Source organism: Streptomyces sp. IMTB 2501 (genome assembly GCF_001953885.1).
Taxonomy (GTDB): Bacteria; Actinomycetota; Actinomycetes; order Streptomycetales; family Streptomycetaceae; genus Streptomyces.
In genome coordinates this window covers 129,860-148,833 of record NZ_MQUS01000011.1, presented here as the reverse complement: position 1 = coordinate 148,833, position 18,974 = coordinate 129,860, and the positions used below count along the sequence as shown (strand labels likewise).

14 protein-coding genes and 1 tRNA gene are annotated in these 18,974 nt (G+C 72.7%); 5 read left to right on the top strand and 10 right to left on the bottom strand.

The genetic code is table 11. The annotated features are described in order from the left end of the window. The first annotated feature begins 90 nt into the window (after positions 1-90). Entirely contained in the window at positions 91-4,638 is a 4,548-nt protein-coding gene (locus AV521_RS20580) for a PAS domain-containing protein (protein ID WP_079249340.1), read from the top strand. A 60-nt stretch (positions 4,639-4,698) separates the two neighbouring features. Here AV521_RS20580 and AV521_RS20575 read toward each other — a convergent pair whose 3' ends face one another. From AV521_RS20575 to AV521_RS20540, 8 genes are all read right to left on the bottom strand, one after another. After that, complete coding sequence (locus tag AV521_RS20575) at positions 4,699-6,354, bottom strand: long-chain fatty acid--CoA ligase (RefSeq protein WP_076089942.1); 1,656 nt, start codon at positions 6,352-6,354, stop codon at positions 4,699-4,701. 134 nt (positions 6,355-6,488) lie between these two features. After that, the gene (locus AV521_RS20570; RefSeq protein ID WP_076089941.1) at positions 6,489-7,082 is read right to left on the bottom strand and encodes a SigE family RNA polymerase sigma factor; all 594 of its coding nucleotides are present in this window, start codon (positions 7,080-7,082) and stop codon (positions 6,489-6,491) included. 298 nt (positions 7,083-7,380) lie between these two features. Next, positions 7,381-8,547 carry a lipid-transfer protein gene (locus tag AV521_RS20565; RefSeq protein ID WP_076089940.1) on the bottom strand — a complete coding sequence of 389 codons (1,167 nt, stop codon included), beginning with the start codon at positions 8,545-8,547 and terminating at the stop codon, positions 7,381-7,383. Next, on the bottom strand, positions 8,544-8,963 hold the full coding sequence (locus AV521_RS20560; RefSeq protein ID WP_076089939.1) for a MaoC/PaaZ C-terminal domain-containing protein: 420 nt from the start codon (positions 8,961-8,963) through the stop codon (positions 8,544-8,546). Before AV521_RS20560 ends, AV521_RS20565 begins: the two co-directional genes overlap by 4 nt. Beyond that, positions 8,953-9,981 (bottom strand): acyl-CoA dehydrogenase family protein, encoded by a 1,029-nt coding sequence (locus AV521_RS20555; RefSeq protein ID WP_076089938.1) that lies wholly within the window; start codon positions 9,979-9,981, stop codon positions 8,953-8,955. Before AV521_RS20555 ends, AV521_RS20560 begins: the two co-directional genes overlap by 11 nt. 1 nt (position 9,982) lies before the next feature. Further along, the gene (locus tag AV521_RS20550; protein ID WP_079249339.1) at positions 9,983-10,939 is read right to left on the bottom strand and encodes a bifunctional MaoC family dehydratase N-terminal/OB-fold nucleic acid binding domain-containing protein; all 957 of its coding nucleotides are present in this window, start codon (positions 10,937-10,939) and stop codon (positions 9,983-9,985) included. Then, complete coding sequence (locus tag AV521_RS20545) at positions 10,936-12,105, bottom strand: acyl-CoA dehydrogenase family protein (protein ID WP_076089937.1); 1,170 nt, start codon at positions 12,103-12,105, stop codon at positions 10,936-10,938. Before AV521_RS20545 ends, AV521_RS20550 begins: the two co-directional genes overlap by 4 nt. Positions 12,106-12,326: 221 nt before the next feature. Further along, entirely contained in the window at positions 12,327-12,644 is a 318-nt protein-coding gene (locus AV521_RS20540; protein ID WP_076089936.1) for a hypothetical protein, read from the bottom strand. Between the two features lie 368 nt (positions 12,645-13,012). Here AV521_RS20540 and AV521_RS20535 point away from each other — a divergent pair, with 368 nt between their 5' ends. After that, positions 13,013-13,894, top strand: coding sequence for a bifunctional DNA primase/polymerase (locus AV521_RS20535; RefSeq protein ID WP_076089935.1), 882 nt, complete (start codon positions 13,013-13,015; stop codon positions 13,892-13,894). A gap of 67 nt (positions 13,895-13,961) precedes the next feature. Here AV521_RS20535 and AV521_RS20530 read toward each other — a convergent pair. Continuing rightward, positions 13,962-14,046: transfer RNA gene (locus tag AV521_RS20530), tRNA-Ser, on the bottom strand. Positions 14,047-14,259: 213 nt separating this feature from the next. Next, complete coding sequence (locus AV521_RS20525; protein ID WP_076089934.1) at positions 14,260-15,759, bottom strand: S1C family serine protease; 1,500 nt, start codon at positions 15,757-15,759, stop codon at positions 14,260-14,262. 213 nt (positions 15,760-15,972) lie between these two features. Between AV521_RS20525 and AV521_RS20520 the strand changes: the two genes are divergently transcribed. The 3 genes from AV521_RS20520 to AV521_RS20510 all read left to right on the top strand — a co-directional run bounded on the left by AV521_RS20520 (position 15,973) and on the right by AV521_RS20510 (position 18,767). Then, positions 15,973-16,803 carry a glycerophosphodiester phosphodiesterase gene (locus AV521_RS20520; protein WP_076089933.1) on the top strand — a complete coding sequence of 277 codons (831 nt, stop codon included), beginning with the start codon at positions 15,973-15,975 and terminating at the stop codon, positions 16,801-16,803. Positions 16,804-16,971: 168 nt separating this feature from the next. Further along, entirely contained in the window at positions 16,972-17,610 is a 639-nt protein-coding gene (locus tag AV521_RS20515) for an ATP-binding protein (protein ID WP_076089932.1), read from the top strand. Positions 17,611-17,801: 191 nt separating this feature from the next. Further along, positions 17,802-18,767: a DUF5926 family protein gene (locus tag AV521_RS20510; RefSeq protein WP_076089931.1), complete on the top strand. Its 966-nt coding sequence runs from the start codon at positions 17,802-17,804 to the stop codon at positions 18,765-18,767. Positions 18,768-18,974: the final 207 nt, after the last annotated feature.

Below are 18,974 nucleotides of genomic sequence, written 5' to 3'. Positions count from 1 at the left end.
CTTAGACTCCCTCGCGTGACACGTCGCGGGCCCCTTGGCAAGATGGCCCGAGCGGTCGGCAAGGTGCGGTAACAGGGAGGAAGGCGTCTCGTGAGCAGCAGGCCATCCCGAGGCGCTGCTCGCCTCGCAGCCATACTCGACGCGCTGCCGGACGCGTTGGTCCTGGTCAACGCCAACGGAACCGTCGTCAACGCGAACACCATCGCGCTGGAGGCCTTCGAGGCGCCGGGCACGGCGCTCGTCGGGCGCGGGCTGCTCGATCTGCTGCCCGAGTTCGACTCGCGGCTCATCCCCGGGTCGATGCGCCGGCCCGATCACATGGACCCGCGGGGGCGGACCAAGCCGACCCGGATGATCGCCCGGCGGACCGACGGGACCGAGTTCCCCGTCGAGGTCACGAGCGCGAATCTGGAGAACGGGCAGCAGGCGTACGACGGTTACGGCTACACCGGCGACGAGCTGCTGATGATCGTCGTACGGGACCTGTCCGGGACCGTCGACACCGAGGCTGAGCTGGCACGCTCGCAGCGGCAGACCGAGATGATCCTGCGCGCGGCCGCGGAAGGTGTCGTGGGCACCGACACCGACGGGCGGATCGTGCTCCTCAATCCGGCCGCCGCTCAGATACTGGGGTACCGGGCCGGTGAGCTGGGCGGTAAGGAGCTGCACGCCCTGGTGCTGCACTCGCGCCCCGACGGCTCCCCCTTCCCGTACGAGGAGTCCCCGCTCGCCGACACCCTGCGCTCCGGGCGCAAGCACCGGGTGCGCGGGCAGGTGCTGTGGTCCAAGGGCGACCAGAAGGTGTCCGTCGACCTCACCACCGCGCCGGTGCGCGACGGGGACCAGCTCGTCGGGGCCGTGATGACCTTCACCGACCGGCGGCCGTACGAGGCCCTCGCCGAGGAGAAGGCCGCGCAGGAGAAGGCGTACACGGCGGACATCGAGCGGCTCGCCGAGGAGCACGCCTCCGATCTGACCGCGCTGCGGCAGTCGCACGTCACCGAGGTCGAGGAGCTGCGCGAGCAGCACACCGAGGAGCTGGCGGCCGGAGAGGAGCGGTACGCCGCGCTCGCCGAGCGGGAGAAGGACCGGTACGAGGCTCTCGCCGGCCGGCACGAGCAGCTGCTGACCCTGCTCGCGCAGTCGCTGCGCGGGCCGCTCGACGAGCTGCGCCGCGAGCTGGCCGCCCTGGCCGCCGACGACGCCGGGCAGCTGTGGCCCGAGGCCAACCAGGTGCTCCATCATCTGTCGGCCGGGTACTCCCGCATCACCACCCTCATCGACAACGTCCTCGGCTACCAGCGGCTGGACGCGGGCACCGAGGACATCAGCCGTACGAAGGTGATGCTGGACGCCGTCGTCGCCGCCGGTGTGGACGGGGCCGTCGAGCTGATCGGTCCTGGCCGGGTGCAGTTCGCCGTGCACGCGCCGCCCATCGAGGCCGAGGTCGACCCGCAGCGGCTCGCCACCGCGCTCGCCCACCTCGTGGCGGATGTGGCCGGTGTCGACGCGACCGGCAACTCGCCCGTCTCCGCAGGCGGTTACCTGGACAACACGGTCGTGGTCGCGGCCGCGCAGCGCGGTGAGGTCGCGCGGATCGAGGTGCGCGGGCCGTACGCCGGGGGAGACGCGGTGCACGAGCCGATCGTGCGCGGAATCGTCCGGGCCCACGGCGGCGTGCTGCAGACGCACGAGGTGCCGGGCATGAGCGGCAGCGCGTATGTGCTGGAAGTGCCGCTCGGCGGTGGCGGCGGAGCGGTCGCCGGGGCGATCGGCGGTCAGGTGCCCGCAGCGCTTCCCCCCGCGCAGGAGCCGACCGGACAGGATGCGACGGGGCAGGTCTCCGGCGCCGGTGAGGCCGCCGCGGAGGAGGCCGGTGGCGGACGGCGGCGGGCCCGGCGGGCCTCCACGGACGCCTTCTTGGAGAGTGAGGTGCCCGGCGCGGGCCAGGGCGGTGAGGCGGAGGCGCCCGCACCGACCGGGCGGCGCCGCAGGCGTGCGGCCGCGGCCGCCGAGGAGACCACCGCGGTCCCGGCCGAGAGCGCGGAGGCCGCGTCCGGCGGTACCGGGCGACGCCGTGGCCGGCCCGCCGAGGGCAACGCCGGCGAGGATGTGAGCGAGGGCGCGGTGGTGACCGCGGCCGAGCATGCCGCGGGGGCCGCCGCCTCCGGTACGGGGCTCGGCTCGGCCGTGCCGCCGCAGGGTGTGCCCACGCCCGCGGGCCTTCCCGCTCGCCCTGAGTCCGGCGCCCCGCAGGCCGCCCTGCCGCCCGCCCTGCCCGCGGCGGGCGGTGAGCAGGACATGCAGGCCGGTCCGGGTACGGAGGTCGTGCCGGCCGAGGGCGCGCAGCCGACCGGACGGCGCCGGCGTGCGCTGGCCGCCGCGGCGGAACGTGCCGCTGCCCAGGAGGCGGGCGGCGCGCGTACGGTCTTCGCCCTGCCGCCGGCCGAGGCCGACCGCTCACCGCGGTCCGCGGACTCGGCGACCGGGATGGCCACGGTCCCGGCGAACGGTACGGTCCCGGGACCCGGTCAGGTTCCGGGTGCTGCCGAGGGGCAGCCGCAGATGCCGGGTCCGGGTGCCGGGCCGGTGCGGGTGCCCGCCCAGCTGCCGGTGTCCGTCGAAGGCGCACCCGGTGACGCCGGCCGGCACGACGCCGCACCGCTCGACCAGGCCGCGGACCACACTCCGCCGCAGCCGCATCCGACCAGCGCGCCGACCGGCCGGCGCCGCCGGGCCGCGGCCCAGCCGGCCGAGACCGCTCAGCCGGCGGCGGCGCAGGGGGCCGCACAGCCCGGCGCCGCACAGCCGGGTACCGCAGCTCCGGGGGCGACGCCTGCGGCTCAGGGCGCTCCGGGACAGCTCGCTCCCGTACAGCCGGTCCCGGCACAGGCCGGGCCGCACCCTGCGGGGACGCCGACTCCCGGGCAGGGCACGCCGGTTCACGGCGTTCCGGCGCAGGGTACGGCCGGGCAGGGCATCCCCGTCCAGGCCGGTCCCGTGCCCGCCCCGGGGCAGCCGCCAGCTCCGGGCCGGACGTCCGCTCCCACACAGCCCGTGCCCGGCGTCCCCGCGCCCGGTCAGCAGCCCGCCGTACCCGCCGTACAGCGTCCCGCCGCGCCCGCGCAGGGCACCGCCGGCCGGCCCGTGCCGTCGGCTCCCGGGCAGACGGCCCCGGCCCAGCGGCCCGCCGCGGCACCGGCCGCGACCCCTCCCGGCGGGACCCCGAACGCCCAGCCGCTGCCCACCGAGGCCGGTGCCGGACCGGCTACGGCGCCCGGTGTGCCGCAGCAGTGGCCCGGTGCCGACGACACCTCCGGCGCGGGCACTCCCGTACCGCAGACCGCTACGCCGGCCCCCGGCACCGCGCTTCCCGCGGAGCGTGCCGGTCTCCAGCCGCAGCGGGCCGCACAGCCGTTGCCCGCCGAGGGTGGCGCCGTCGACCCGAACTCGACGCAGGGGCGGGCGATCAGCGTCCGCACGCTCGGGCAGGGCGTGCCGTTCTCGCGGCAGGCCGCGCAGGTGCAGCAGCCGACGGCGACCCCGCCGCCGCACGCGCCGGGCGGTTCCGGCCGCCGGCGCAAGCTGGGCACGCCGCCGGACCCGGCCCAGCGTCCGGAGCAGCCGCCGGAGCAGGCGGCGGGCCGGCCGCATCCGTCGGCCGAGCCGGCGGCCCCCGGACAGCCGGCTCCTGGACAGCCGGGCGCCGGACAGCCGGGGCCCGCACCCGCGCAGGCGTCACTCGCGGGGCAGTCCCGGCTCGCTCCGGGCACCGAGGGTGCCGGGCGTTCGTACGCCATAGGCGCGCCGGACGCGGACGCCGCCGAGGGGCCGGAGCCGCTGGACGGTCCCGGTGGGGCCATCGAGGTCGCGGACGCGCCGCTGCCGCAGCCGCTCGACGACGAGCTGCCCCCGGAGCCGCTGGACAACCCGCGCCGACTGCTGGTGTGGCCCGCGCCGGACGTCACGACCCAGCAGGCGCTGAGCGACCGCGGCTACCGGCCGGTGATCGTGCACTCCCGTGAGGAGGTCGACGCACAGATCGCGGCGTTCCCGGCCGCGCTGTTCGTGGACCCGCTGACCGGGCCCATCACGCGTACGGCCCTGCAGTCGCTGCGCCAGGCCGCCGTCGCCGCCGAGGTGCCGGTGCTGGTCACGGCCGGGCTCGGGCAGGCGACGCGCGAGGCGGCGTACGGCGCCGATCCCGCCGTACTGCTGAAGGCGCTGGCGCCGCGCGACAGCGAGCAGCATCCGCCGCGGGTGCTGCTCATCGAGGAGCACGCGGAGATCGCGCTGGCGCTGACCTCGACGCTGGAGCGGCGCGGGATGCAGGTGGCGCGGGCCGGGAGCGACAACGACGCGGTGACACTGGCGGGGCAGTTCCGGCCGAACCTCGTGGTGATGGACCTGATGCAGGTGCACCGGCGGCAGGCCGGTGTCACCGGGATCATCGACTGGCTGCGCGCGAACGGGCAGCTCAACCGCACCCCGCTGGTCGTCTACACCGCCGCCGTCGACCAGGCCGACCTGCCCCGGCTGGCCTCGGGCGAGACGGTTCTCTTCCTCGCGGAGCGCTCCACGAGCACCGAGGTGCAGAGCCGGATCGTGGATCTGCTGGCCCGGATCGGGACCAATTAGGGCCGGCAGGAGCGTCCTTGGAACCGGAGCGCCCCTGAAAAGGGGCGCTGTACCGGGCCGTCAGAGACTGGTGACGTCCAGCTGGCCGTCGGCGTACTGCCTGCGCAGCACCTTCTTGTCGAACTTGCCCACACTGGTCTTCGGCACCGACTCGACGATCGTCCAGTGCTCGGGGAGCTGCCACTTGGCGATCTTGCCCTCCTCGGCGAGGAAGGTGCGCAGGGTCGCGAAGTCGGCGGTGGCGCCCTGCCGCAGGACGACCGTGGCCAGCGGGCGCTCGCCCCACTTGTCGTCGGGTACGGCGACCACGGCGGCCTCGGCGACGTCCGGGTGGGACATCAGCGCGTTCTCCAGCTCCACCGAGGAGATCCACTCGCCGCCGGACTTGATGACGTCCTTGGCCCGGTCGGTGAGGGTGAGGAAGCCGTCGGGCGAGATGGTGCCGACGTCGCCGGTCTTCAGCCAGCCGTCCTCGCTGAACTTGTCGGCGGGGCGCAGCGGTTCGGCGTCGGGGCCGTTGTAGTACGCGCCGGCGATCCATGGGCCGCGCACCTCCAGCTCGCCCGCCGACTCGCCGTCCCAGGGGAGGCGCTCGCCGCCGGGACCGCTGAGGCGGGCCTCGACGCCGGCCGGGAAGCGGCCCTGGGTGAGGCGGTAGGCCAACTCCTCCTCGGTACCGGCCGCGTGGGCCGGCGGGCGGGCGACCGTGCCGAGCGGCGAGGTCTCCGTCATGCCCCAGGCGTGACAGACCCGCATACCGAGCTTGTCGAAGGCCGCCATGAGGGAGGGCGGGCAGGCCGCGCCGCCGATGGTGACCTGGGTGAGGGAGGAGACGTCCCGGGGCCTGGCGGTCAGCTCGGCGAGCAGGCCCTGCCAGATGGTCGGGACGGCCGCCGCGTGCGTCGGCTTCTCGCGCTCGATCATCTCGGCGAGCGGCGCGGGCTGCAGGAAGCGGTCCGGCATCAGCAGGTTGACGCCGGTCATGAAGGTGGCGTGCGGCAGACCCCAGGCGTTGACATGGAACTGGGGCACCACGACGAGTGAGGTGTCCTGGTCGGTCAGGCCCATCGACTGGGTCATGTTGACCTGCATGGAGTGCAGGTAGATCGAACGGTGGCTGTACACCACGCCCTTGGGGTCACCCGTCGTGCCGGAGGTGTAGCACATGGCGGCGGCCTGGCGTTCGTCGATCTCCGGCCAGTCGAACCTCTTCGGCCGGTCCGCGATCAGCTCCTCGTACTCGTGGATCCGGGCGTGCGCGCCCTGGAGCGGGGAGCGGTCGCCGGGGCCGGAGACGACGATGTGCTCGACCGTCGGCAGCTTGGACAGCAGCGGCGCGAGCAGCGGGATCAGCGAGCCGTTGACGATGATCACCCGGTCGGCCGCGTGGTTGACGATCCACACCAGCTGCTCGGCGGGCAGCCGCAGATTGAGGGTGTGCAGCACCGCGCCCATGGACGGGATGGCGAAGTACGCCTCGACGTGCTCGGCGTTGTTCCACATCAGGGTCGCCACGCGGTCGTCACCCCGGACGCCGAGTTCGTCCCGCAGGGCGTTCGCCAGCTGCACCGCGCGTACTCCCGCCTCGGCGAAACTGCGCCGCTGCGGCTCGGACTCCCCGGTCCAGGTGGTGATCTGGGACCGCCCGTGCACCAGCACACCGTGCACAAGGATGCGGGTGACGGTCAGCGGTACGTCCTGCATGGTGCTCAGCACGAGTCCTCCCGGGGCGGCGTTGCCTACGCGGTAGTAAGGGCTCCGCTGATTCTGCTCACATACCGCGCGGTATGTCACTAGGGGGTGCGTCACTGGGGGAGGAAATTGCGGGCCGACGCACCAGCCCCCTGCTCCTAGCGCACCAGTCCCAGCTCAGGGTCCTCGCGCAGCTTGCCCAGCGCACGGGACACCGCCGACTTCACCGTGCCCACCGACACCCCGAGCACCTCGGCGGTCTGGGCCTCGCTGAGGTCCTCGTAGTACCGCAGGACGACCATCGCCCGCTGGCGTGCCGGAAGCTTCATGACCGCCCGCCACATGGCGTCGTGCAGCGCCTGCCGCTCAGCCGGGTCGTCGTCACCGGGCACCGGCTCCGGCTCGGGCAGTTCGTCGCAGGAGAACTCGTCCACCCTGCGCTTGCGCCACTGCGAGGTCCGGGTGTTCAGCAGCGCGCGGCGCACATAGCCGTCGAGCGCCCGCTGGTCCTCGATCCGCTCCCAGGCCACATAGGTCTTGGCGAGCGCGGTCTGCAGCAGGTCCTCGGCGTCGCTCAGGTTCGCGGTCAGCGAGCGCGCGGTGCGCAGCAGGACCGGCTGGCGGGCCCGCACATACGACGCGAACGACGGGTATGCGGGAGCCTCCCCGCCCGCCCGGACCCGGGGGTGGGGGAGGGTCTGCCGCCTTGGTGCGGCAGCGGCCGAGGCGCTGGTGCAGACGGGTGTGGTCATGGCTCCACGCTAGGAGCGGACTCCCCTTCGGCGGATCGCCCGCAGGTCCCGAAGCGGAGTCCCCCTCAGGTTGTAGGGGTGGTGCTGACTGCACCTCCTGAAGGTGGACGGCGAGTGCACCCCGTCTGCGGGTACGACCCTGAGGCCGCCCCGGTCATCCCTGGCCCCGTCGGCCGAACCGACCCTGACACGGAGGTCCGACCCCCACGCTGACCTGGGGCGCGGCTCTGGGGCGCGGATCGGGGTGCCGGCCAGCGGCTCAGGTGCGCTCCCGCCGCTAGCCGCTAGCCGTCAGCCGTCAGCCGTCAGCCGTCAGGATCAAGCCCGATGTCGGGACGCCCGTGCCGGCCGTCACCAGGGTTCGGATCGCACCCGGTATCTGGTTCACCGCCGTACCCCGTAACTGGCGTACCGCTTCCGCCATGCCGTTCATCCCGTGCAGATAGGCCTCGCCGAGCTGGCCCCCGTGGGTGTTGAGCGGCAGCCGCTCCTCGGCCACGAAGTCCGCCGCCTCCCCCTTCCCGCAGAACCCGAACTCCTCCAGCTGCATCAGCACGAACGGCGTGAAGTGGTCGTACAGGATCCCCACGTCGATGTCGTCCGGGCCGAGTCCGGAGGTGCGCCACAGCTGCCGGGCCACCACCCCCATCTCCGGCAGGCCGGTCAGATCGTCCCGGTAGAAGCTGGTCATCTGCTCCTGCGCCCGGCCCGCACCCTGGGCCGCCGCCGCGATCACGGCGGGCGGATTCCGCAGGTCCCGGGCCCGCTCCAGGGAGGTGACGACGATCGCCTGCCCGCCGTCGGTCTCCTGACAGCAGTCCAGCAGCCTGAGCGGCTCCACGATCCAGCGGGACGCCGCGTGCTCGGCGAGCGTGATGGGGCGGCCGTGGAAGTACGCCGCCGGGTTCGTCGCCGCGTATCTGCGGTCCAGCACGGCCACATGCCCGAACGCCTCCGGCGTCAGCCCGTACGCGTGCAGATACCGCTGGGCCGCCATCGCCACCCAGGAAGCCGGGGTGAGCAGCCCGAACGGCAGCATCCAGCCGAGCGCGGTGCCCTCCGCCGACGGCTCCCGGTGCTGCACACCCGCACCGAATCTGCGGCCCGACCGTTCGTTGAAGGCGCGGTAGCAGACCACCACCTCCGCCACGCCCGTCGCCACCGCGAGCGCCGCCTGGAGCACGGTCGCGCAGGCCGCGCCGCCGCCGTAGTGGACCCGGGAGAAGAAGGACAGCTCGCCCATCCCGCAGGCCTGGGCCACCGTGATCTCCGGGTTGGTGTCCATCGTGAACGTCACCATCCCGTCCACGTCCGCAGGCGCCAGCCCCGCGTCGTCCAGCGCGGCCCGCACCGCCTCCACGGCCAGCCGCAGCTCGCTGCGCCCGGAGTCCTTGGAGAACTCGGTGGCCCCGATCCCGGCGATCGCCGCACGCCCGCCCAGGGTGTCCCGTGCCCGGGCGCTCATGACACGTCTCCGGCAGGGAGGGTGACCGTCACCGTCCCGGTCACATGCCGGCCGCTGCCGTTGGCGCCGACGACCCGCACGGTCGCCGTGTCACCGTCGACCTCCTCGATCCTGCCGGTCAGCACCATCGTGTCCCCCGGATGGTTGGGCACCCCGAGCCGGATGGCGACCTTGCGGAGCACCGCCGCCGGCCCGAAGTGGTCCGTGATGTATCTGCCGACGAGGCCGTTCGTCGTCAGGATGTTCATGAAGACGTCCGGTGAGCCCTTCTGCCTGGCCAGCTCCGCGTCGTGGTGCACGTCCTGGTAGTCGCGGGACGCGATCGCCCCCGCCACGATCAGCGTGCGCGTGACCGGGACCTCCAGCGGCGGCAGTTCGGCACCCACGCGCAGCACCGCCCCGGCCTCACTCCCCATGTGCGATCAACTCCCCCATTTCCTGGAGCACTTCGGCCCCGCAGCCCAGATACGCGTCCAGCTGCCGGCCCCACAGGAAGTGCCGGTGCACCGGATGGTCGAGGTCGGCTCCCGCCCCGCCGTGCAGATGCTGGCCCGTGTGCACGACTCGGTGTCCCGCCTCGGACGCCCACCAGGCGGCGGTCAGCGCGTGCGTGGCATACGGCAGCCCGGCGTCCCGCCGCCAGGCGGCCTCGTAGGCCGTCACCCGTATCGCCTCGGTGTCCATGTGAGCGTCGGCGGCACGCAGTTGGACGGCCTGCCGGGTGGCGAGCGGGCGCCCGAACTGCTCCCGGCTGTTGGTGTGCGCGACGGTACGGGCGAGGGAGCCCGCGCAGACGCCCGCCTGGAGCCCGGCGAAGGCGGTACGGGCGGTGGCCAGGACGTCGGTGCAGGCGTCGGTGCCGGAGCCGAGCGGCTCGGCCCGCGCGCCTTCCAAAGTGAGCCGTCCCGCCGACCAGGGGGCTGTCAGCTCGACCTCCTCGATCCCGGTGCCCTCCCCGAGCGGCACCAGCCACAGCCGCCGCCCTTCGTCGGCGACCAGTACATGGGTGGCGTCCCGCAGCCAGGGGACGACGGGGACCGTGCCGGTCAGCTCACCCCGCGCCGAGGCCCGTACACCGGCCTGCGCGGGAAACGCCCCCGCCACCACCACCGAGCCGTCCTCGACCGCAGGAAGCAGCCTGTCCCGCTGCTCCGCACTGCCGTGTGCGGTGAGGGCCAGCACCCCGTACACACAGCTCGCCGCATACGGCACCTGGGCCGTCGTCCGCCCCTGTTCCTCCAGGAGCAGCACCAGCCCCAGCAGGCCGAGTTCCTCCACCGCGGCCACCAGCCCGGCCGCGCAGAGGGCCTTCCACAGCTCCGGGTCGCTGCCGGTTCCGGCGGCGTTCAGCCGGTCATGGGTAGCGAGGTCGCCGAAGATCCGCGCGGCCAGGTCACGGGCCTCGGTCTGGGCCTCGGTGGGTGTGAAGTCCATGTCAGCCCTCGCCCTCGACGACCCGGAAGACCGGCAGCACCGGCGCGCCCTCGTCGTCCCCCTCGGCCCCGTACCGCCGGAACTCCACCCGCACCGGAAGCCCGATCCGCACCTTGTCGTACGGCACCCCTACGACGTTGCTCACCATCCGCACGCCCTCGGCGAGTTCGATCAGACCCACCGCGTAAGGCGGCTCGAAGGCCGGGAAGCGCGGGTGGTGCATGACCACGTACGAATAGACCGTGCCCTCGCCGCTCGCCTCGACCGTGTCCCACTCCGGACCGCCGCACGCGTTGCAGCCCGGCAGCCAGGGGTGGCGCAGGGTGCCGCAGTCCGTGCAGCGCTGGATGAGGAGCCGTCCCTCGGCCACCGCCTCCCAGAAGCCGGCGTTGTCCCGGTTGACCACCGGGCGGGGACGCGGAGCCGGGGGTGTGCGGCGGGCCGGGGCGTACTTGAGGATGCGGAAGCGGTGGGTGCCCACCAGTTCGCCGGCGGACCGGATGTCCGTGCGGGTCGTGACGAAATAGCCCGTGCCCAGCTTCGTCGTCTTCCGTTCCGACACCGACTCGATCACCGAGTCGAACGTGACCTCGTCGCCCGGGCGCAGGGGCCGTAGATACTCCTGCTCGCAGTCGGTGGCGACCACCGACGTACAGCCCGAGGCGTCGAGGAGGGACAGCAGGGCGTCGTAGGCACCCGTACGGCCCTCGTGGCCGGAAAGGCCGCCCATCGTCCAGGCCTGGAGCATGGTGGGCGGGGCGATGGCGTCCGGTCCCGAGTAGGCCGGGTTGGTGTCGCCCATGGCCTCGCACCAGTGCCGGATCATGGGCAGGTTGACCAGGTCCTTTCCCACCCCGGCGACGGCGGCGGGCCGCCCCTCGTACCCCTTGAGCCGCGCCCCCACCGTTTCCTCGTCCGGCACGCGCCCGGCCTCCGTCTCACTGCTTCCCCCGCTCACCGCCGTCCCCTCCTCATCCCGAGCCGCATCGTCGCGACGATCTCCCGCTGCACCTCGCTCACCCCGCCCCCGAACGTGTTGATCTGCGCCGCCCTGTTCAGCCGCTCCAGCTCGCCGTCCCCGAAGGCTCCCGGGGAACCGGAACGGACGAGTCCCGCCTCGCCCGCGATCTCCTGACACATGCGATACGTCGCGACAGTCGATTCCGTTCCCGCGAATTTCACGCCGCTCGCCTCGCCCGGAGCCAGTCGGCCCGCCCCCACGTCGGCCACCAAACGCCAGCTGAGCAGGCGATTTGCCGCCAGCCGGGCATGCGCCTCGGCGGCCCGCAGGCGTACCCACGGCTCATCGATCCGACGGCGCAGATTCACCGGATCGGGTGTACGGGCTGCGGTGAGCGCGGCAGCGAGGAACTCCTCGGCCTGCATGCCGAGGGCGGCCAGCGCGACCCGCTCGTGGTTGAGCTGGCCGGTGATCAGCGACCAGCCCTCGTTCTCGGCGCCGACCAGGTTCCCGGCCGGGACACGTACGCCGTCGTAGTAGGTGGCCGTCGTCGTCTGCCCGCCCACCGTCTCGATCGGCGTCCAGGAGAACCCGGGTGCGTCGGTCGGGACGAGAAGGACGGAGATGCCGCGGTGCCGGGGTGCCTCGGCATCGGTGCGGCAGGCGAGCCAGATCCAGTCGGCGTGCTGGGCGCCCGAGGTGAAGATCTTCTGACCGTCGATCCGCCAGCCGTCGTCCTCGCGCACGGCGCGGGTGCGCAGCGAGGCCAGGTCGGTGCCGGCGGAGGGCTCGGTGTAGCCGATCGCGAAGACGGCCTCGCCGCTGAGGATGAGGGGCAGGAAGTGGGCCTTCTGCGCCTCGCTGCCGTACCGCATGAGGGTGGGGCCGACGGTGTTGAGCGTGACCATGGAGACGGGGGCGCCGGCCCGGTGCGCCTCGTCGAAGAACACGAACTGCTCGTCCGCGCCCCGGCCCTGGCCGCCGTACTCGACCGGCCAGCCGATCCCCAGCCAGCCGTCGGCGCCGATGCGGCGCAACAGGGCGCGGGCGTCGGTGGGTTCAGGGGGGTCGGCGGATTCGCGGGAGTCGGGCAGGACGTCACGGAAGTAGGCGCGGAGTTCGGCGCGCAGACGCTGCTGCCGCTCCGTGGGGGCGAGGTGCACGGCGGGCCCTCCCGGCCTCGCGTACCTGACAGGACGGTTTCTGACTGTCCGTCAGATACCGGTGGGTGTCAAGGTCGGCCACCGCCACCGGGGTCCACCGCCACGGAGCGGGCGCAGCGAAAACGTCTGCGCGGCGGCACCGAAGTACCGCCGCGCAGACGTGTTACGACCCCTGAGCACTCCCCACGAGGACCCTCACCAAGAGGCGCCTCGTCCGAGGGTCACCACAGGTGGGTGAAGTCGATGGCCACGTTCTCGCTGCCCTGCTGAATGGGTGCGAACGCGGAGTTGTTGGCCTGGGCGGCGTTGCTCTGGCTTGAGGCACCGTTGCCGACCGCGTTCTGCTGCGTGGTGGACGAGTTGCCGAAGTTGTTGTGGCCGACTCCGCTGCCGATGACGCCCGCCACACCGGTGTTGGCGCTCGATCCGTTGCCCGCGAAGGAGCCGTTGTCGGCGGCCGCCACGCCACTGAAGAGCGCGGCTGCGAGCGGGAGAGCGGCGACGGCGGCGAGTACGCGGGCGGTACGGATGCTTGCCATGTTGTTCCTCCAGAACCAAGAACTCGGCGGCCCTAGGGCCGGAACTACGTGAAGTACGGCTTGCGTCAGGGCAGTTGGCCGACCGCTCTGACTTTGTGGGCGACGTCGCGAGATCAGAGCTGCCCACCGAATCCCCGGCGAACCACCCCGGAAGCGGCGATTAGCACGCAAGCGTGATGACAAGTCGATAAACCTCTATCGCCATCTTTTGCCCTCTGTCATCTCAGGAGGGATCAGGAAGCCCTTTGACTCATCAAGCGGCACAAGAGGTGAATCGTTCCGCCTCACATCCGGCCGTTTTCCCGGCGCGCGGCGAGCCGTCGCGACCCCCTCTTTCTTTTTTCGAACGTACGTACGAACATGGAGTCATGGCCACCCCCGACCGGCAGGCCACGACGCTGGCCCTCGCACACGCCCTGTCAGCCGCCGAACGCGGCCTGGCCGTCATCCCCCTGTCCCGGACGAAACTCCCGGCCCTGCGCTCCCCCCACCGCGACGACTCCGACCCGGCCGGACCGCGCTGCCACGGCGAGTGCGGCCGCTTCGGTCACGGTGTGTACGACGCCGCGACCGACCCGGTCCGGATCCGCGAGCTGTTCGCCGCCGCGCCCTGGGCCACCGGCTACGGCATCGCGTGCGGGCTGCCGCCGTACCGTCTGATCGGCGTCGACCTGGACACCAAGTGCGGCACCGACTCCTCGACCGCGCTGCGCGAACTGGCCCTGCGCCACCTGTTCACGATTCCGGAGACGGTCGTCGTCCGCACACCGAGCGGCGGGCGTCATCTGTGGCTCACCGGCCCACCGGACGTCGTCGTACCGAACTCCGCCGGCCGGCTCGCCCCCGGGATCGACATCCGTGGCGCCGGCGGCTACCTGGTGGGCCCCGGCTCCCGCACCGAGCACGGCGTCTACACGACCGCCCCCGGCACCGCCCACCTGACCCCCGCGCCCTGCCCGCCCTCCCTGCTGCGCCTGCTGGTGCCTCCGCCCCGAGCCCCGGAGCCGGCCCCGCGTGCCTCGTCGGCTCCGGGTGATCACGGCCGCGGCCTCGTCCAGTTCGTCCTCTCCGCGCACGAGGGGCAGCGCAACACCCGGCTGTTCTGGGCGGCCTGTCGCGCCTACGAGAACGGCATCGGCCCCGCCCTGGTCGACCCCCTGACCGAGGCGGCCCGGGGCACCGGCCTGTCGGAACACGAGGCCCGGGCCACGATCGCCTCGGCGGCACGGATGACGGGACACCGGCCGTGACCGACGAAAACCCGGCCCGGCACGCGAAAGGGACGCCCCTTTCGGAGGCGCCCCTTCCCAACGTCCGCGGTGGGTGTGGGATTTGAACCCACGGTGACTTACGCCACGACGGTTTTCAAGACCGTTCCCTTAGGCCGCTCGGGCAACCCACCTCGCTCCCGCCCACCTGGGACGGAGCGGGTACAGCGTACCGGGATCGAACGTCCGACGGGCGGCGCGGTCCCTACGGGAGCCTCCGGAGCCGCTTCCGGACCTGGGGGTGGGCATCCGCAGCACGTAGGGCGGACGCCTGTGGCCGTCGGCATGAGCGAGGGGCGCCCCTCCTGGAGAGGCGCCCCTACGCGTGCGTGCCGTTCGCCGAGGGGTCAGTTGTCGCCCACTCGGGAGGCCAGGGTCAGGGTGGCTGTGTGGTCCTGGCCGCCTCGCTTGTAGGTGACCGTGACCTTGTCGCCGGGCTTGTGGGTCCAGATCTCGCCGATCAGGGTCGGGCCGCTGTCGATGACCATGTCGTCCAGCTTGGTGATCACGTCACCGGGCTTGAGGCCCGCCTTGTCGGCCGGGCCGCCGGACTCGACCGCGGCGGAGCCGGCCGCGCCCTGGTCGGTGATCTTCGCGCCGCCGGTGGAGTCCTCCAGCGAGACGGAGGCGCCGATCTTGGCGTACACCGGCTTGCCGGTCTTGATCAGCTGCTGGGCGACGTACTTGGCCTGGTCGATCGGGATGGCGAAGCCCAGGCCGATCGAGCCGGACTGGCCGGAGCTGCCGAAGCCGCCACTGCTGCTCGACTGGATCGCCGAGTTGATGCCGATGACCGCCCCGGAGCCGTCCAGCAGCGGGCCGCCGGAGTTGCCCGGGTTGATCGACGCGTCGGTCTGCAGCGCGCTCATGTACGACGCCTTGCTGCTGGAGCTGCCGTCGCTGGAGGCCACCGGACGGTTCTTGGCGCTGATGATGCCGGTCGTCACCGTGTTGGACAGGCCGAAGGGAGCACCGATGGCGATCGCCTCGTCGCCCACGGCCACCTTGTCGCTGTCGCCGAGGGCGAGCGGCTTGAGGTCGGACGGAGGGTTCTTGAGCTTGACGACGGCGACGTCGTAGCCCTGCGCGTGGCCGACGACCTCGGCCTCGAACTTCCGGCCGTTCGGGAACGTCGCCGTCAGCTTGCCGCCGTTGAGCGCGTCCGCCACCACGTGGTTGTTGGTGATGATGTGGCCCTGGGTGTCGAAGACGAAACCCGTGCCGGTGCCACCGTTGCCGCTGCTGCCCTCGGCCTCGATGGTGACCGTGCTGGGCAGCGCCCTGGCGGCCACATTGGCGATCGTGCCCGGCGCGCGCTTGACCTGCGAGGCGCCGTTGTCGGAGGCGGAGACAGTGGTGGAGCCACTGTCGTCATGGTTCTTGGCCAGGGTGTAGCCGAGGCCGCCGCCCAGGCCGCCCGCGACCAGCGCGGCCACCAGGACCGCGGCGACGAGCCCGCCGCGTCCGCCGCGCGGCTTGGGGGCGGGCTGCTGGTACGACGCTCCCCAGCCGCCGGCGCCACCCGCACCGGCCGCGCCGCCGAAGCCGCCGGCGGCACCCGCACCACCGTCGCCGTAGGACGCGCCCTCGCCGTACGGCGGGGTGGCCGGCGGCGGGGGCGGCCAGGAGCCGTCAGGGGCCGGGCCGGAGGCGTGCGGGACGGGCGCGTGCGGGGTGGTGGGCTGGGCTCCGGCGGGGGCCGGAGCGTCCTGGGGGACCGGCGGAAGGGGAGCCGTCGGCGCGTTCCCCTCGGGAGCCGGGCCCTGCGGGGAGGCGGAAGAGGCCACCGGCACGGGAGGTGCGGACGGGGCCGGGGGTACCTCGTTGCCCTCGTTCTCGGTGCTCACAGCTCTTCTCCTCGATCCACGGCTGTTGTATGCAGTCAGCTTTTCCCACGGGCCGTCAGAGCACCATAAGCGGTCGCTGTGGGTCCGGGGACTCTCTTTACATAGGACCTTTGCGGCAAAAGTTATATAAACGAGCAAGGTGGATACCGTCGTTCGCCGCACAGACGCATCCTCGCCGCCGCGCGTACCCCACGACGGTGGCACCATGACGCGGTGACCCACGCACCACAGCGCTCCATCCAGGTCGTCGCCCACCGAGGCGCCTCCGAAGACGCGCCCGAGCACACTCTGGCCGCTTACAAGAAGGCTCTCGAGGACGGCGCCGACGCCCTCGAGTGTGACGTACGACTGACCGCCGACGGCCATCTGGTCTGTGTCCACGACCGCCGGGTGAACCGTACCTCCAACGGCCGCGGCGCCGTCTCCGCACTGGAGCTGGCCGATCTCGCCGCCCTCGACTTCGGCTCCTGGAAGACGCGCGAGGCCTGGCGCGGCCGGGACGAGGAGCCCGACTGGGTGCACCGGCCGGAGGACGCCGCGGACACCTCCGTGCTCACCCTGGAGCGACTGCTGGAGCTGGTCTCGGACGCCGGGCGGCGGGTCGAACTGGCCATCGAGACCAAGCACCCCACGCGCTGGGCCGGCCAGGTCGAGGAGCGACTGCTGGAGCTTCTGAAGCGGTTCGGCCTGGACGCGCCGGCCTCGGCCGCCGAGTCCCCGGTCCGGATCATGAGTTTCTCGGCGCGTTCGCTGCATCGCGTGCGTGCCGCCTCGCCGACGCTGCCGACGGTCTATCTGGTGCAGTTCCTCACTCCGCGACTGCGCGACGGGCGACTGCCCGCGGGCGTGCGGATCGCGGGGCCCTCGATCCGTATCGTGCGCAACCACCCCGCCTATGTGGAGCGGCTGAAACGCGCCGGTCACCAGGTCCACGTCTGGACCGTGAACGAGCCCGAGGACGTCGATCTCTGTGTGGAACTGGGCATCGACGCCATCATCACCAACCGCCCGCGCGCGGTACTGCGACAGCTGGGACGCAGGTGACCTCAAGAGGCCGGTAAGGAGCCGGGCGCATCCCTTGACCCTGCTGTGCGGCTGCTGAATTCTCCACTCTCGGCCACACCAATGAAATCCAGCCATACGACGACCAGAGGAAAGGCCTTCGTCACAGGGAGTGCTCCGGCGCGTCCGCTCCGTACAGGGCCATTGCGAATGCATCACCGGAAGGGGATTGGCCGGTTTCCGGTACAGGCCAATGGGGCATCCACACCGTGGCGTGGGGCAAAGGAGGTCTCGGGGGTGGCGTTGGTGGTGGCACAGGAGGTGCCCACGTCGTCGAGCATGGCCGTACCCCATGGCCCTGCGGGCGTGGGGAAGGCGAGGCACCGGATGCGTTCGCAGCTGCGCAGCGGCGGGGTGTCCGAATCGGTCATCGACGATGCCGTACTGATCCTTTCCGAACTGTTGAGCAATGCCTGCAAACACGGGCGGCCCCTGGGCGACGCGCTGGCCGGCGACGGTGACGTGCGTGCCGCATGGCGGGTGGACGCACGGGGCCGGCTCATCGTCGAGGTGACGGACGGCGGCGGTCCGACCCGCCCGGCGCCGGCCACCCCGTCGGTGACCGCGCACGGCGGCCGGGGGCTCAACATCATCACGGCTCTCGCCGACGACTGGGGCGTCCGGGACGGCGTCCGCGGTGAGGTGACGGTCTGGGTGGTGGTCCACGAGGACGTGCACGATCCCGATGCAGGGTGCCGCCAGGACGGTTTCGCTACGCGCGTCACCGCCCCCGTCCTCGCGGACATGGCCGGCCTCGACTTCGCGGACGCGTTCGACGACCTGGCCTGAGCCGACCCGGGCCGGGACGACTTGAGCCGGGACGGCCCGAGCCGAGACGGTCTGGTCCGAGGGGAATTGGCCCACAGGTTCACACCTCTGGCGCCGTGCTGGCGTGCGTTGTCCACAGGTTCCCGCCGGTCACGGCCTGAACGGCTAGGCTCCCGCCCGTACGAGAAGCGCCGTAACCGGGAGACCCCACGATGGCCAAGAAGCGACCCCAGACGAAGGCCGAGCAGCCGAAGCTGATCGACGGCGAGATCCCGGTCGTCGGCGCCCGTGAGCCCTGCCCCTGCGGCAGCGGCCGGCGCTACAAGGCGTGCCACGGCCGGGCCGCGGCACACGCGGTGACCGAGCTGGTGCACCGCCCCTTCGAGGGGCTGCCCGGCGAGGGCGACTGGGTGGCGCTGCGCGAGCTGGTTCCGGCCGCGACGGTCGAGCTGACCCTCAAGGACGGGCTGCCCGAGGACGTTCCCTCGGTCACGCTCGCCACGGTGCTGCCGATGGCCTGGCCCGCGCTGCGCCGCGACGACGGCTCGGTCCTGATCGGCCTGCAGAACGACACGGCGTCCGGCGACCTCAGCCGCGACCTCGCCGACACCCTCCTGCGCGCGCTCCACGCCGAGCCCGGCACCCCGGTGCAGGGCCGCCGCGCCCCGGCCGAGGGCCCGCGGCTGCAGGACGTGCTGGACCTCCAGGCGCCGTTCGAGCCGGTCGTGCAGAGCGGCTTCGAGTTCTGGGTGCCCGACGCGGAGAACGCCACGCCGGAGGTGACCGCGTCCCTGGAGCGGGCGAACGCGGCCGCCATCCCGACGGCCAAGCTGACGGGCGTGGACGCGGCGTACTGGTGCGAGACGCCGGAGAAGAACCACCTGCGCTGGGTCATGCCGCATCCGGAGGAGCAGCTTCTGGACGCTCTCGCACGGCTGCACGCGGCGGGCCGCTCCAACCTGGGCGAGGGCACCCGGCTCGTGGGCTCCTTCCGTGCTCACGGCCTCACGGTGCCGGTCTGGGACCTGCCGAGCGGGGTCACCGCGGACGATGTGGAGAAGCCGGCCACCGAGTTCGCCGAGCGCCTCGCCGCCGCCCTCGCCGCCACCGAGCCGCTCACGCCGGAGGAGCGCCGGGCGCGCGGCGGACTGACCAACCGACAGGTCACGCTCAGCTGACGCGTTCACGGGCGCGGGCCACGACTGAACGGTCGGTGAGCCGGGGGCCGCGCCCGCGAATCAGGTGACTCCTGTCACAACTCCCCCTGGCGACAGGGAAATCGGTGGCCGAATGCCCCAGACGGAATTTGCGAACCGCCGATCTCTTGTTACCGTTCCATTAGCCCGGTTGCTGGTGCATCCCCCGTCGCCAGCAACCGGGTCTTT